This is a genomic window from Paenibacillus sp. FSL R7-0297, assembly GCF_038009025.1.
Taxonomy (GTDB): Bacteria; Bacillota; Bacilli; order Paenibacillales; family Paenibacillaceae; genus Paenibacillus_AQ.
In genome coordinates this window covers 7,087,423-7,101,108 of sequence record NZ_JBBPAQ010000001.1, presented here as the reverse complement: position 1 = coordinate 7,101,108, position 13,686 = coordinate 7,087,423, and the positions used below count along the sequence as shown (strand labels likewise).

The window sequence follows — 13,686 nt, the reverse complement described above, 5'->3', positions numbered from 1 at the left end:
AGAATAATACAGTGAGCCAGTGGAGGGATGCAGCATGAATATTGAATGGAGCAGCGGTTCAGAGGCAGCTTCGCTGCAAGGTGATGCCTTATGTCTCATAGTCTCGGAGGCACAGGCGCTGGGAGAAGGACTTTCGGCGGAATGGGCGGAGAGAATCGGCCTGTTGACCAAGGCAGGGCTGTTTAGCGGCAGGCTGGGGCAAATCTACCTGCTGCCGGTGACTGGCCGTCCGGGTCCGCCGGTTGTCATTCTGGCCGGAAGCGGCAATGGCAGCGCAGCAGTCCATGACCTGCGGCTGCTGATGGCGCATGCCGCTAGGGCGGCTCACAGACTGAAGGCAGATACTCTGATCGTGCAGATCCCGGATCAGCTGAACCTGCTGCCTGAGGCCCTGAAGGCAGAGGCAGCAGGTCAGGCCCTCGCAGAAGGCCTGGTTCTTGGGGCCTACCGCCGCAGACAATACAAGCTGGAGCAGCCTTACGCCGGCTTAACCGCCGTAAGGCTGCATATGGAGCGTCAGTCCGAAGAGTCAGAGGATAAGCGATGGAAAACAGGCATGTTGCGGGGACAGGTTTTTGGGGAAGCGACGAATCTGGCCCGGGATTTAACCAACCTCCCTGGTAATCTCCTGACCCCTTCAGAGCTTGCGGCAGCAGCCATTGAAGTAGCCGAACGCCACGGCCTTCCTGCTGAGGTGCTGGATGAACGTGAGATTGAACTTAAGGGAATGGGCGGATTACAGGCCGTCGGCAAAGGCAGTGTGAATCCGCCGCGTATGATAGCCATTCGCTATCAGGGAACCAATCAGTGGGAGAATGTGGTGGGGATTGTCGGCAAGGGCATCACCTTCGACACTGGAGGCATTTCGCTCAAAAGAGCTCCTGGGATGGAGGATATGATCAGTGACATGGGTGGTGCAGCCGCAGTACTCGGAGTCATGGAGGCCTTGGGGCGTTTGCGTCCCCGGATCAATGTGGTCATGCTTATTCCGTCGGCGGAGAATATGCCGGCAGGCAATGCTTTTAAACCTGGTGATATTATAACCTCCCTTAGCGGAAGAACGATTGAAGTGTTGAATACCGATGCGGAAGGCAGAGTAGTTCTGGGAGATGCAATCACGTATGCGCGGGAGTGGGGGGCAGAACGGATTATTGATGTCGCCACGCTAACCGGGGCGGTCTTGTCCATTCTGGGCGATGTGGCTACGGGCGCAGTAACGAATGATGAAGGGTTCCTGACGGAGCTTCTGGAGGCCTCCAGACTGTCAGGTGAGCAGATATGGGCTCTGCCCGTCTATCCGGAATTCCGCGAGATGCTAAAAAGCGAGGTCGCCGATATCCGCAATGCTGCCGGAAGATACGGCGGAGCTACTACAGCCGGATTATTCATCGGTGAATTTGCGGAAGGTCTGCCATGGATTCATTTGGACATTGCCGGAACGGCATTTTTGTCAAAAGAGCGGGGAGTGAACCCGAAGGGGGCAACGGGTGTGATGGTGCGTACGCTGCTTGAATATCTGCTCCGCTTAGCTTCTGATCCTGTTAACCAGGCAGATACTGCCGAAGCTTCTTCATGAACCTGATAAGGCCTGTACCAAGCTAAACAGCCGCAGTCTCCGGATTCCCGGGACCGCGGCTGTTTAGGATTGAGTTATTTTTCGGCTGAGTAGAGCCTGGGTTACACCCTATTTTCTGGCCTTCATCTGTGCAGTAAAGGACTGGACCCCATTCATGATCTTGTCCCGCGTATTCTTATTCTTCAGCAAGTAGGCTGCTCCCAATGCTACCGTAGTAAACAATGTCTTTTTGGTGTTCATGGTAATTCCTCCTTGGTATGGTCTGGCTGTAATTGCTTATAACTAACATACCCGCATGCCAAGGATTCTAAACGAATTGTATTCTTTTCTCTAGGGACGCAGACGGATCTAGTGTTTGGGATCGGCTGTAGTTCCGCAGCAGGACAAGGGTGAATCCAGCGACGCGGCCGAACAGGTTTTGCTTTTGTCACAGCCGGCACAGGCGCCTTCTTTGCCCTTTTGAACATGACGGTACAGCATCCAGCCGGAGTACCCGAAGATAAGCGCTACAATCAGAATATTGACTATCATTGCTGCTCTCGCTTCCTCTCAGTAAATCTTGGACTTGCTATTTCTACGACCATCCTAATAACCGGCCGCCCTGGAAAATAACCAGTGACACGGCATACGCCAGTACCAGTGAATATCCCATGGAGAAGAAGGTCCATTTCCAGGATGCCGTTTCTTTCTTGATCACTCCGACCGTGGCCAGGCAAGGAATATAGAGCAGAATAAAGGCCATGAAGCTGATCGAACTAAGCGGTGTGAAGACTGACGCAATTTGTCCTTCCAGCCCTGCGCTATCCGGCGCATGGTAAATGATATTCATGGTGGATACGACAACCTCTTTGGCGAGGAAGCCTGGAACCAGTGTGGAACCAGCCTGCCAGGTGCCGAAGCCGAGCGGCTGCAGCAGCGGTGCGATCAGCCCGCCGAATTTGGCCAGGAACGAGTTGTCCATCTCTACATTGAATCCGGCAGGACCCGCGTAAGACATCAGCCAGATAATGACCGAACCGGCAAGAATGATGGTTCCTGCTTTTCGCAGGAAGCCTTTGCCCTTCTCCCAGGTGCTGCGGCTGAGTGTCTTGAACTGCGGCATCCGGTAAGGCGGCAGCTCGATAATGAAGATGGAGGATTCATTCTTGAACAGATGTTTGGAGAATAATTTACACAGAATCAGGGCGAAGACTACTCCCATCACATACATCGCCAGCACCGCCGTTGCTTGCCGGGCCGGGAAGAAAACCGCTGCAAACAGCAGATACACCGGCAGCCGGGCTGAACAGGACATCAGCGGCATAAGCAGCGTTGTCAGCATCCGGTCTTTGGGCTGTTCGATACTGCGCGCTGCCATAATCGCCGGTACGTTACAGCCGAAGCCGATAATGAACGGGATAAAGGCTTTACCGTTCAGGCCCATCCGTTCCATCGTGCTGTCCATCAGCAGGCAGACGCGTGCCATGTAACCGGAATCCTCCAGGAAGGAGATCATCAGGAACAGTATGAAAATCTGGGGAACAAAGACGAGCACGCCGCCGACACCCCCGATAATACCATCGACAATCAAAGCATGGGTAAAGCCCGATGCACCGATCATCTGCAGCAATGAGTTGGCTCCGTCACTGAGGGGGCCGCCAATGAAGCCGTCCAGAAGATCCGATAAAGGTCCGCCTACCCAATCAAAGGTCGTTTTGAACATAGCATACATAAAGACGATAAACAGAGGCAATCCCAGGAAACGGTGAGTCAGGATGGAATCCAGCCGCTCTGTCAGATTATGCGGCTTCTGCTTCGTCGCATCGATGGCTGCCGCGCATACACTGCGGATGTAGTCCATGCGGATGGAGCGGATCCACTGCGGAAGGGTAAGCGCCAGCTTCTGCTTTTGCAGCTGGGTCTGGCAGGTATCACAGAGGAGCATCAGCTCGGAAGTATCCATACGTTTCTTGAGCAGCTCCAGTACTACCGGATTCTGCTCCATCAGTTGCAGGGAAACCCAGCGCAGGTTAGGCAGCCCGGAGATCTGCTGCAGTTGATTTGATATAGAAGCTATCGTCGCTTCAACGAGTTCACCATAATTCAGACGGAAGCTTACAGGCGGAATACTCGCCGGCTTCTCAAGAACGCTGAGCACTTGGCTGCTTCCTTTGCCTGTTCTGGCAATCAGCGGTAACACGGTTATCCCAAGCTGTGCCTGCAGTACTTCAGGATTCACCTGAATTCCACGGGCATTGGCAACATCGATCATATTTAAACCAAGTACAATCGGCTTGCCGTATTCGAGCAGCTGCAGGGTAAGCAGCAGATTTCTTTCCAATTGCGATGCATCGACAATATTGATGAGTGCTTCGGGTGATTCTTCGATCAGATATTGGGCGGCTACGCCCTCATCGCGGGAGAGCGGATGGAGTGAATAGATTCCGGGTAAGTCGATCAGCTTGCCGGCTCCGTTCTTCAGGCTGCCGACCTTCTTCTCAACAGTAACGCCCGCCCAGTTTCCGACATATTCATACGAAGATGTGAGTGTATTGAAAAGCGAAGTCTTTCCGGTGTTTGGATTCCCTACAAGGGCGATAGAGCTCATGAAACCTTCACCTCGATCATCGAAGCTTCCTTTCGGCGGATCGCGAACAACTGGCCGTTGCATTCCAGCGTAATGGGGCCCATAAAAGGACCTTTACCCTTCAGACGGATCATTACACCTTCGGATACTCCCAGATCGGCAAGACGGCGGCGCAAGATGGGGTTCATACCTTCGATTCTATAAATAGAGCCGGTAGTGCCCGGTTGTAAACGCAGCAAGGAGCAGGATGCAGAAGCCATTGTAATCCCTCCGAGAGAGACTGATAATCAATCTCAATTATTTTCTTGTACTGTAGCATTTTGTTTGAATATTTTCTGTGATTAATGTCATTGAACGTCTCTTCTGAAATCTATATGGAAATTACTGAAATTTTCTTTACAATATATTCTTCATTAAAGTATGATTGAACGATAATGTAAGCATAGTAAGTTTGTGGCCGTGTTTATTATGAGGATATAATATGAAGCTAAGCCCGAAGGGAGAACAGATTGTGAAGACTAATCAGAGCAAAATTGTCGATTGTACCATCCGTGACGGGGGATTGGTGAATAACTGGGATTTCAGTATTGAATTTGTTCAGAAATTATACGCTGGTTTGAATGAAGCCGGTGTTGATTATATGGAAATCGGATATAAAAACTCACCGAAGTTGCTGAAAGGGTCCGAGGGTGCCGGGCCGTGGCGTTTTCTTAATGATGATTTCCTGCGCAAGGTTATTCCGCAAAAAGGCCACACCAAGCTGTCGGCACTGGTCGATATCGGCCGTGTTGACGTGAATGATATCCTGCCCCGCAGTGAGAGTATGCTGGACCTGATCCGTGTAGCCTGCTATAGCAAAGATGTGGACAAGGCGCTTGAGCTGGTGCAGACCTTCCACGATCTGGGGTACGAGACTACGATTAATATTATGGCTCTATCCAATGTCATGGAGAATGAACTGCTTGAAGCGTTTGAACAGATCCGCGAAAGCGTCGTTGATGTTGTATATATCGTTGATTCCTACGGCAGTCTGGATCACAATGACATCCATTACCTGGTAGAGAAGTTCAGAACACATTTGCCGGATAAACGCCTGGGTGTACATACGCATAACAATCTGCAGCTGGCCTTCTCCAATACACTGATTGCAGCGGAAAAAGGTGTCGAACTGCTGGACGCTTCCTGCTACGGCATGGGCCGTGCTGCCGGCAATTGTCCTACAGAGCTGCTGGTTACCCATTTGAAGAATACCAAGTATACCCTCCGTCCCGTTCTGGATATTGTTGAGAACCTGATGATTCCATTGCGCGAGAAGGAAGAGTGGGGGTATATCATCCCATACATGATTACGGGAACACTGGATGAGCATCCGCGCTCGGCGATGGCGCTGCGTTCTTCAGCCGATAAAGACAAGGCGGTTGACTTCTATGACAAACTGACTACACCTGAGGTTAATTTCGGGGATAAATAAACGTCCGGAAGATGAAAGCACTGACCTCTCTGTAGAGGAAGGTGCTTTTTTTCTGCCAGAGATGGTTTCTTTTAATATTGTAGGATGAACGATGTAACTTTACAGGAGTATTTAACCGATATTTATTCATAGGACCAAAAACACATCGACTAGTTATTATAGATATCATTTTTAGACGCGAGGGACATATGAGACAAGAAGAGAGAAAGACCATTCATGCGGCGATTATAGGGGCTGCGCTGTTCCTTCTGATCCAGATTTTCCGTACACCGCTGGGCCATATAGAGGATAAAGATTTACTGCTGGCATTCTATCTTATTTCGGGCTGCTGCACTGTGGCTTTCGGCTTTGCGATTTTTGCCCAGGGCTGGTTGTTATTCTCCAATAAATTATCCAGAGCAAGACTTTATACATCCGCTCTGTTTTTGGGTGTAAGCATCTTTGATTTCCTGCATGTTCTCGGTTTTGTAGGCATTCCCGGAGTTGCCTCTTATATTAGCTCCGGACAATCCCTATGGCTGCTGACCTTCTCGCGGCTTGCGAGTGCGCTGGGGATCGTGCTTATCTTCTGCAGGGCAGATCAGCCGATGTCGGTAGACAGCAAGAACAAGGTGTTCCGGAATTCCTTTTTGTTGATTCTGCTATCCGCGGCTGTGTTTGGCTCCGGCAACCTGATTGTTCCTGGACTGACGAGTTATCCGTGGGTGGAGACAGTAAGAGATTTGATGAATATGGCCGTACTGTTCGTTTATCTGCTTGGAGTAGGGATTATTGTATATCCGGGCAAAATTGAGAAGTCTGCTTCGCTTCTGATTATTATCCGCTCCCTTGTATTTTTTGCACTGGGCCAGGTCTTCTTCATGAATCTGTTCAGTGTCGGAGATATGGATTATCTGTTCGGGATGCTCAGCAGCGGAGTGGCTTATTATCTTCTGCTTACCGGTGTCTACAGATTAACGATAGAGGAGCCCTTTGAAGAGAACCAGCAGGCAGAGGCGCGGATTAATTATCTGGCCTTCCACGATGATCTTACAGGTCTTCCGAACAGGCGCCGCCTGATGCAGCGTATGGAAGAGATCGTGATCCAGAGTGAGAAGGACAAAAGCCGCGGATTCTCGGGTCTGGTCATCATGAACATCAATCATTTCAAGAATATTAATGACTCCCTTGGACATTATGCAGGAGATTTGCTGCTGCAACTGGTCGCCCAGCGGATCGGTAGTGAGGTTAGAGTGAATGAAGAGCTCTATAGTATGGGAGCGGATGAGTTTGCTTTTCTGATGACAGAGCGGACTGGTCTTGAGAACTGTCTGGTCCGGGCGAATGATCTGCTGCGGCTGTTCGAGACACCCGTAAGCCTCGAGTCCGGAGAATATCACATCTCGCTTAGTCTGGGGATGAGCATCTTCCCCGGAGACGGTGATACGGCAGAGCAGCTAATCCAGAACGCGGATACTGCTGTGCACAATGCGAAGATGCAAGGGGTGGATATCCGCCGCTATATTCCGGCTATGCAGATGAAGGCTAAGGAACGCCTCAAGCTGGAGAATGATCTGCGCAGAGCCCTAGAGCGGAATGAATTCTATCTCGTCTATCAGCCTCAGGTACTGCTTGAGACCGAAGAGATTGTCGGTATGGAGGCGCTGCTGCGCTGGAATCATCCCAAACGCGGACTCGTCTCTCCCGTAGATTTCATTCCAATCGCAGAAGAGAGCGGACTGATTGTTCCAATCGGGGAATGGGTGCTCAGAACGGCTTGCCAGCAGAATAAAACATGGCAAAATGCCGGTTATCGGCCCATTTGTGTCTCTATTAATCTATCGATGCGTCAGTTCCTGCAGCCGAATCTGGCTGGTAAGATAGGGGCGATTCTGCAGGAGATCGGTCTCGATCCCAGCTATGTTGATCTGGAGATTACCGAGAGCATGACACTGGACAAGGAGACTGCCTTTGACCAACTGAACCGCCTAAAGAGACTTGGCGTATGCATCAGTATTGATGATTTCGGCACAGGGTACAGTTCATTGCATTATCTCAAGAACATGCCGATTGACCGGCTCAAGATTGACCGCTCCTTTGTCTCGGATGTCATGGAGGACAGCAACAATGCGGCGATTGTCTCCACGATAACGTCCATGGCTCACCACCTGAAGCTTAAGGTAACTGCGGAAGGCGTTGAGAACAAGGAACAGCTGCAATTCCTGCGCCAGCAGCATTGCCATGAAGCACAAGGGTTTCTGTTCAGCAAGCCGGTCAAGGCGGAGGAATTCGAACTGTCTTTTTTGAAGCCGCTGCTGGAAATGCCATCGTAATATGATCCGGGAGATCCTGCTAGGGTTGCAATTTATTCGTAGTAATGCTACAATGTTTCTTGTACTCAATTTGAGTTGCGGGTGTAGTTCAATGGTAGAACTTCAGCCTTCCAAGCTGATAGCGTGGGTTCGATTCCCATCACCCGCTCCATATTTAAATTCCAAATCCTTGTCCGCAAGGGTTTTTTTGTTGTTTATTTTCGTTATACAACAAGTATTCTGATCCGCAACAAGCCAGGCTCCCGATTCTCCGGGAGCCTGGCTTTGCTGTTGCAGCTATTCGTGGACCAGCTTGGACAATGCTGTGCCGGATTATACGGTCTTCAGGAACTCCACAATCGTCAGCAGGCCTTTATCGAAATTCTCCAGATTGAAATGCTCATCCGGAGCATGCAGGTTCTCGTCGTCCAGCCCAAAGCCCATCAGTACCACAGGAGCCTTCAGGATGCGGGAGAAGCTCTCCATGATTGGGATCGAGCCGCCGTCTTTGGTGAAGAGGGCGCGGGTGCCGTATACTTTGCCGTAAGCATCTGCAGCGGTCTGCAGGATCGGATGAGAGGGATCGATGTTGAAGGCGCGGGCCTTCTCCATCTGTTTCACATGCACTTTCGCACCACTCTGTATATTGGCCTTCAGATGTGCTTCCACGGCATCCAGGATATGCTGCGGGTCCTGGTCGCCGACAAGGCGGCAGGTGATTTTGGCATGGGCTTCCTTCGGAATAACCGTCTTGCTGCCTTCGCCCTGGAAGCCGCCGTATACGCCGTTCAGCTCCAGGGTTGGACGTGCGCCAATGCGTTCTACGAAGCTGTAGCCTTCCTCGCCGTACAGCTGCTCCAGGCCAAGGGACGCTCTGATCTTGTCTTCGTCTACTCCCTGCTTGGCGAATTCATCGCGGAGGAGAGGAGAGAGTACAGGCACGCCTTCATAGAAACCTTCAACGGACACACGGCCCTTGTCATCATGAAGCGAGCTGAGAAGAGACACCAGTGCATGCAGGGCATTTGGAACGCCGCCGCCATAGGAGCCGGAGTGCAGATCCGTTAATGCGGTGTTTACAGTGACCTCAAGCGAGCATAGACCGCGCAGTCCGGTGCAGATCGCAGGGCGCCCGCGTTCCAGGAGGGAGGTATCCGAGACAAGGACGGCATCTGCCGCAAGCTTGTCCTGGTTGGCTTCCAGGAATGGAGGCAGGTTCACGCTGCCGATCTCTTCTTCGCCTTCGATGCACAGTTTGATGTTGACCGGCAAGGTGCCCTCCTGCTTGAGGATGGCTTCAATGGCCTTGATATGCATGAACACCTGACCTTTATCGTCAGTGGCTCCACGGGCGTACAGCTTGCCGTCACGGATCTCCGGTTCAAACGGAGGGGTGGTCCACAGGTTCAGCGGATCAACCGGCTGTACATCATAATGTCCGTACACCAGAATGGTCGGCTTACCTGGGGCATGAAGATAATCTGCATATATCACTGGATGTCCTGCAGTAGGGTGCAGCTCGATATTTTCTAATCCGGCGCGTTTCAGAGTCTCTACCAGCCAGCCTGCAGCGGCGTTCACATCCTCCTTGTGTACGGAGAGGGCCGAGATGCTGGGAATGGCCAGCCATTGCTTGAGTTCGGTTAGCTGAGCGTCACGCTCAGTCTGAAAATAAGTTTCGTAAGACATCGTAATTATGTACCTCCTTGGAATTCGCTGCCTAGTACCGCGGAGCCCTGTATCATGCAACGCAAGATGACAGGCCCCGTCGGTTTAGAATCGGCAGTGTAATGCATCCATTATACTGGAGATATAGAGATGGATCAAAAAGGATTGTTCAAGCACTTTACCAGAGGATGGTGGCTGGCGTTACACCTTGTGGAAAAGTATCCTCGGGCTGAGTTCTGCGGGAGTAAAGATCGTACCATGCACCGGCAATGAGATTCGGATCGGCATCAGTCCCGGGTCTGATAATGGCTCCTATAGCTAAATGACCTACATAAATGCCTAGTGGTGCCAGATCCGTGTGCAGGTTCATAGCGTAGTTGCGCAGCCCGCTAAATGCAATTCCCATGTTGCCCATCATAGGAATCGGATACAGGGAGGACAGTCCGGTTGTGAATAAAAGAGCGCCTGTATTCTTCTCCAGCATCTCCGGCAGCACCTGCTCCACACTACGGATCGCGCCGATGACCTGCGACTGGAAAGCGTCAAGTGCAATTTCTTCTGTTACCTGTGTTGCCGGAGTTGGAGGAAAGCTGCCGCTGGTAGGGCTGAATTCCAGTACATCAATGAAGCCGTATTTGTCTTTGATGTTCCGGAATGCTGTGGTGAGCCCTTCCTTGTTGTAAAGATCCGCAGGGAATGCGGCTGCTTCAATACCCAGCATTGTAAGTTCTTCTACCAAAGTTTTTAATTTGGCTCCGTTGCGGGCGATCAAAGCGACACGGAAGCCCTGTCCGCCAAACTTCTTGGCAATGGACAGGCCGAGGCCCGGTCCTGCACCTACGATAGCGATGGTTTGCATAGTCGATCAGTTCCTTTCAGGTTGTTGATTACTAACAGTAACCATGATAGACTTAGTGGGCCTAAGCGGCAAGAAGGCACTATTAGATGCTTAGGTTACATGGAGGTAACTGCCTTGAACAATCAGGAGAAGGATGGATTACAAGCTGGCCGGCAACTAACTATACTGGAGGATTGCACGGTTACCCGGCAGATCCTGGACCGTGTCGGAGATAAATGGAGTATGCTGATCATTGTGAACCTTGGAGCGCAGTCTTTACGTTTCAAGGAACTGCAGCGCCGTTCCGGCGGGATCTCGCAGCGCATGCTCACCCAGACGCTCCGCCATCTGGAGCGTGATGGACTGGTCTGGCGCAAAGCTACTCCGACAGTCCCTTTAACCGTAGAGTATGGTCTTACAAGTCTGGGCGAATCTATTCTTGGCCCGCTGACTTTACTGGTGGAGTGGGTGAATGGAAACCTTGGTGAAATTGCCAGAGCGAGAGTCAGCTATGATAGCGGGCATGGAGAGGCTGGACCGGCGGCCAGACTGGAAGAGTCAAACATCGAATCAGAAACCAAACCGCCGCATGCGGCGGAAGCGATAGGAGCGGAATAACAGTGTCAGCGAATGTATCAGCAAGTCTTGAATATGAAGCACAAATGCCCGAGGGCGGAAACAATTCTTATATCTATACATACGCCCATTCTGAGGATGAGGCATCCCTATGCGGTATGGAGCTGCGCTGTCTGTTTGGCGGCGAGATCCCGCCGGCTATATTCTCAAGCGGGACCCGGGTGGACGTCAGCCGCAGCCCTTTTATCAAAGAGCGGATTGATGTGATGTACGAAGGGGACACGCTCCCGGAAATCTACCGGCAGACGGAACGGGTAGAACTGAATGGACGGACCTTTAAGGTGATTTTTGTGAAGACGAATGATCTGACACCAGAGCATAAAATTGAATACGATGAACGCAGAGTAATTGAACGGGAAATCGGCCTGCGGATCGAAGGCGAGGCGGATGTGAATCATCCGGAGCTGGTGTATGGAATTGTAACGCTGGGCGGACGCTGGTACTTCGGCGCTTATCATAAGAATAAGGCAACCTGGTTCCGGCAGATGAAAAAGCCCCGCAGCTACTCCATAGCACTCAGCACACGGGTGGCCCGGGCGGCGGTCAATATGGCAGTTCCCCGCATAGCCGGAGTGAAGATGATAGATCCCTGCTGCGGGATTGGCACGGTAATGGTTGAGGCACTGTCTATGGGAATCGATATTGTAGGACGTGATATTAACCCGCTTATTGCTGCCGGAGCGCGGACGAATATCGCCCATTTCGGCTTCGAGAGTGAAGTCACGCTCGGGGATATCGCCGACATTAAGGAGCACTATGATGTTGCTATTGTGGATATGCCTTATAATCTGTATTCGCGGATTACCCCTGAGGAGCAGTTTGCCATTCTCACCAATACCCGCCGGATTGCGGACCGGGTTGTTATTGTGGCGATCGAAGCGATGGATGAGATGATACATTCTGCCGGCTTCACGATCATCGACCGCTGTATTGCGAAGAAAGGTGCGTTCTCCCGTCATCTGATGCTGTGCGAGTAGCGCTAATATAATGAATGGAGCTGCTGGAGTTCTGAAAAAGTATGTTCTATCCCATATCTGATTAAAGGCGGTGTACTTATGGAACAGAAATGGTTAACCTGGGCCAAAGAAATACAGGGGATTGCCCAGACCGGTCTGACCTATGCCAAGGATGTATATGATATCGAACGTTACCAGGCGCTGCGGGAGCTGAGTGTAGATATTCTGGCTAACTATACGTATGAGAGCAAAGAACGCATCCGGCTCTCATTCGCGGGAGAGGGCGGATACAGCACGCCGAAAGTGGATATCCGCGGAGTGATTTTTGAGGATAACCAAATTCTGCTTGTACGTGAGAAGCTGGACGGTAAGTGGGCATTGCCTGGAGGCTGGGCGGACATCGGCTTGTCTCCAAGCGAAGTGGTTGTGAAAGAGATTGCCGAGGAATCCGGCTATCAGGCGGAAGCCGTACGTTTGCTCGCTGTGCTGGACAAGAAATTTCACCAGCATCCCCCGGAGCCTTATCATGTCTACAAAATGTTCATCCTGTGCCGGATTACCGGCGGGGCAGCGGAAGCGGGTGTGGAGACAAGTGGGGTAGGCTTTTTTGCCGAGGATGCCTTGCCTGAATTGTCTGAGGAGCGCAATACGGTGGAGCAGCTGCACACACTGTTCCAATATTTACATAATTCTGAAAAGGCAGTAATATTGGACTAAAGTACTGCATATAATAGATGATCAGGAGTATATAAGTTTTAAAGTAGACAAAAATTGGTTAATATTATTTATGTAAGCCTTTGCATTAATCAACCGCTGAGCCTTTATATCTAAAAAATTTATCAGAAACACAACTTTTTGGGCCAGGCGGTCTACATTTTTTCCTCTGCTGTGTCGATAACAATTTTAGGAGGGGATCACATGGAACAAGAAGAGTTAAGACTTCCGCTGACGCAGGAAGGTGTAACACGTCCTGCAGAAGGTAATATTGCCACCGGCCTGGTATGGGGCGTCCTAATCAGTATTCCATTATGGATCTCGGTTATCGGCTGGATTACGGGCATCTGGAAATTTTAAGATTCACCTTGAAGCTCTAACCTTATACTAACGTGCAACTATACAATGAAGGCTGCCTCTTCGGTTAAGAAGAAGCAGCCTTTTTAAGTGCTAAGATTTACAGTTTTTTATTGATATGCACCAGTCGAAAGGTCTCGCAGATGACCCGCATACCAGGGTCGAATGGCTTACCTTCATCCTCAAGCTCTCTGGTGAAGAATACTTCATGGTTATAGCGCCACGATTCGAGGCTGCGGTCATCCTCCCCTTCAGAATACGCGAACTCAGCCGTTACATCCGCAAACGGAACAATCTCAACCTTCGTAGTCTCGATGATTCCGCGCGGCTGCCCCGTACTGTCCAGCAGCACGGATAGCCCGCCCGCAAAGGGCAGAGGCGTACCGTGTGCATCATTTAACTCATAATTTTGTGCCGTTCCAGTCTTGATTCCAGCCAGGACCAGCTCCAGCAGTTCATCGGCCAGCCGGGGGTTGTCGCCAAAAGCCCAGGCGCTGTCGAAATTCTCCGCTGCCTCAGGATGGTCTTGCAGATAAGACTCCCAGTATTGTGCTATTGCCGGGGTTAATGTCACCTTGTTCACCTCTGTTATGGGATTAGTAATCAGTCTAAA

At 51.0% G+C, this 13,686-nt stretch carries 14 protein-coding genes and 1 tRNA gene; 8 read left to right on the top strand and 7 right to left on the bottom strand.

Annotated elements, in window-relative coordinates:
- Nucleotides 1–34 precede the first annotated feature (34 nt).
- A complete protein-coding gene (locus MKZ24_RS30715) occupies nt 35–1,576 on the top strand; it encodes a leucyl aminopeptidase (RefSeq protein ID WP_340789590.1) in 1,542 nt (513 codons plus the stop codon).
- Between the two features lie 108 nt (nt 1,577–1,684).
- On the opposite strand, the gene MKZ24_RS30710 is transcribed toward MKZ24_RS30715, so the two are convergent.
- The 4 genes from MKZ24_RS30710 to MKZ24_RS30695 form a co-directional block, all read right to left on the bottom strand.
- Entirely contained in the window at nt 1,685–1,816 is a 132-nt protein-coding gene (locus MKZ24_RS30710; RefSeq protein WP_256704057.1) for a hypothetical protein, read from the bottom strand.
- 108 nt (nt 1,817–1,924) lie between these two features.
- Entirely contained in the window at nt 1,925–2,107 is a 183-nt protein-coding gene (locus MKZ24_RS30705) for a FeoB-associated Cys-rich membrane protein (protein ID WP_039301473.1), read from the bottom strand.
- Between the two features lie 43 nt (nt 2,108–2,150).
- Nucleotides 2,151–4,163 carry a ferrous iron transport protein B gene (gene feoB / locus MKZ24_RS30700; RefSeq protein ID WP_340789587.1) on the bottom strand — a complete coding sequence of 671 codons (2,013 nt, stop codon included), beginning with the start codon at nt 4,161–4,163 and terminating at the stop codon, nt 2,151–2,153.
- Nucleotides 4,160–4,402 (bottom strand): FeoA family protein, encoded by a 243-nt coding sequence (locus MKZ24_RS30695; RefSeq protein WP_042134498.1) that lies wholly within the window; start codon nt 4,400–4,402, stop codon nt 4,160–4,162. The genes feoB and MKZ24_RS30695 overlap by 4 nt, the downstream gene beginning before the upstream one ends.
- A gap of 251 nt (nt 4,403–4,653) precedes the next feature.
- Here MKZ24_RS30695 and MKZ24_RS30690 point away from each other — a divergent pair, with 251 nt between their 5' ends.
- The 3 genes from MKZ24_RS30690 (at nt 4,654) to MKZ24_RS30680 (ending at nt 8,076) form a co-directional block, all read left to right on the top strand.
- A complete protein-coding gene (locus tag MKZ24_RS30690; RefSeq protein ID WP_197073108.1) occupies nt 4,654–5,613 on the top strand; it encodes an aldolase catalytic domain-containing protein in 960 nt (319 codons plus the stop codon).
- 188 nt (nt 5,614–5,801) lie between these two features.
- The gene (locus MKZ24_RS30685) at nt 5,802–7,925 is read left to right on the top strand and encodes a putative bifunctional diguanylate cyclase/phosphodiesterase (protein WP_042233421.1); all 2,124 of its coding nucleotides are present in this window, start codon (nt 5,802–5,804) and stop codon (nt 7,923–7,925) included.
- A gap of 77 nt (nt 7,926–8,002) precedes the next feature.
- A tRNA-Gly gene (locus MKZ24_RS30680) sits at nt 8,003–8,076 on the top strand.
- 161 nt (nt 8,077–8,237) lie between these two features.
- On the opposite strand, the gene MKZ24_RS30675 is transcribed toward MKZ24_RS30680, so the two are convergent.
- Both MKZ24_RS30675 and MKZ24_RS30670 read right to left on the bottom strand, forming a co-directional pair.
- Nucleotides 8,238–9,593, bottom strand: coding sequence for a dipeptidase (locus tag MKZ24_RS30675; protein ID WP_042233423.1), 1,356 nt, complete (start codon nt 9,591–9,593; stop codon nt 8,238–8,240).
- Between the two features lie 157 nt (nt 9,594–9,750).
- Nucleotides 9,751–10,431 (bottom strand): SDR family NAD(P)-dependent oxidoreductase, encoded by a 681-nt coding sequence (locus MKZ24_RS30670; RefSeq protein WP_042233425.1) that lies wholly within the window; start codon nt 10,429–10,431, stop codon nt 9,751–9,753.
- Nucleotides 10,432–10,545: 114 nt separating this feature from the next.
- Here MKZ24_RS30670 and MKZ24_RS30665 point away from each other — a divergent pair, with 114 nt between their 5' ends.
- The 4 genes from MKZ24_RS30665 (at nt 10,546) to MKZ24_RS30650 (ending at nt 13,076) form a co-directional block, all read left to right on the top strand.
- Nucleotides 10,546–11,028, top strand: coding sequence for a winged helix-turn-helix transcriptional regulator (locus tag MKZ24_RS30665; RefSeq protein WP_340789581.1), 483 nt, complete (start codon nt 10,546–10,548; stop codon nt 11,026–11,028).
- A 44-nt stretch (nt 11,029–11,072) separates the two neighbouring features.
- Complete coding sequence (locus MKZ24_RS30660) at nt 11,073–12,023, top strand: TRM11 family SAM-dependent methyltransferase (RefSeq protein WP_042241772.1); 951 nt, start codon at nt 11,073–11,075, stop codon at nt 12,021–12,023.
- Between the two features lie 78 nt (nt 12,024–12,101).
- Entirely contained in the window at nt 12,102–12,719 is a 618-nt protein-coding gene (locus MKZ24_RS30655) for an NUDIX hydrolase (protein WP_042233427.1), read from the top strand.
- A 201-nt stretch (nt 12,720–12,920) separates the two neighbouring features.
- On the top strand, nt 12,921–13,076 hold the full coding sequence (locus MKZ24_RS30650; protein ID WP_156122990.1) for a hypothetical protein: 156 nt from the start codon (nt 12,921–12,923) through the stop codon (nt 13,074–13,076).
- Between the two features lie 97 nt (nt 13,077–13,173).
- Here MKZ24_RS30650 and MKZ24_RS30645 read toward each other — a convergent pair whose 3' ends face one another.
- On the bottom strand, nt 13,174–13,647 hold the full coding sequence (locus MKZ24_RS30645) for an ASCH domain-containing protein (RefSeq protein ID WP_052416058.1): 474 nt from the start codon (nt 13,645–13,647) through the stop codon (nt 13,174–13,176).
- Between the last annotated feature and the right edge of the window lie 39 nt (nt 13,648–13,686).

Coding starts and splice junctions, on each gene's coding strand:
- MKZ24_RS30715 (WP_340789590.1), top strand. CDS start 35: ATGAATATTGAATGGAGCAGCGGTTCAGAGGCAGCTTCGCTGCAAGGT.
- MKZ24_RS30710 (WP_256704057.1), bottom strand. CDS start 1,816: ATGAACACCAAAAAGACATTGTTTACTACGGTAGCATTGGGAGCAGCC.
- MKZ24_RS30705 (WP_039301473.1), bottom strand. CDS start 2,107: ATGATAGTCAATATTCTGATTGTAGCGCTTATCTTCGGGTACTCCGGC.
- feoB (WP_340789587.1), bottom strand. CDS start 4,163: ATGAGCTCTATCGCCCTTGTAGGGAATCCAAACACCGGAAAGACTTCG.
- MKZ24_RS30695 (WP_042134498.1), bottom strand. CDS start 4,402: ATGGCTTCTGCATCCTGCTCCTTGCTGCGTTTACAACCGGGCACTACC.
- MKZ24_RS30685 (WP_042233421.1), top strand. CDS start 5,802: ATGAGACAAGAAGAGAGAAAGACCATTCATGCGGCGATTATAGGGGCT.
- MKZ24_RS30675 (WP_042233423.1), bottom strand. CDS start 9,593: ATGTCTTACGAAACTTATTTTCAGACTGAGCGTGACGCTCAGCTAACC.
- MKZ24_RS30670 (WP_042233425.1), bottom strand. CDS start 10,431: ATGCAAACCATCGCTATCGTAGGTGCAGGACCGGGCCTCGGCCTGTCC.
- MKZ24_RS30660 (WP_042241772.1), top strand. CDS start 11,073: ATGCCCGAGGGCGGAAACAATTCTTATATCTATACATACGCCCATTCT.
- MKZ24_RS30655 (WP_042233427.1), top strand. CDS start 12,102: ATGGAACAGAAATGGTTAACCTGGGCCAAAGAAATACAGGGGATTGCC.
- MKZ24_RS30650 (WP_156122990.1), top strand. CDS start 12,921: ATGGAACAAGAAGAGTTAAGACTTCCGCTGACGCAGGAAGGTGTAACA.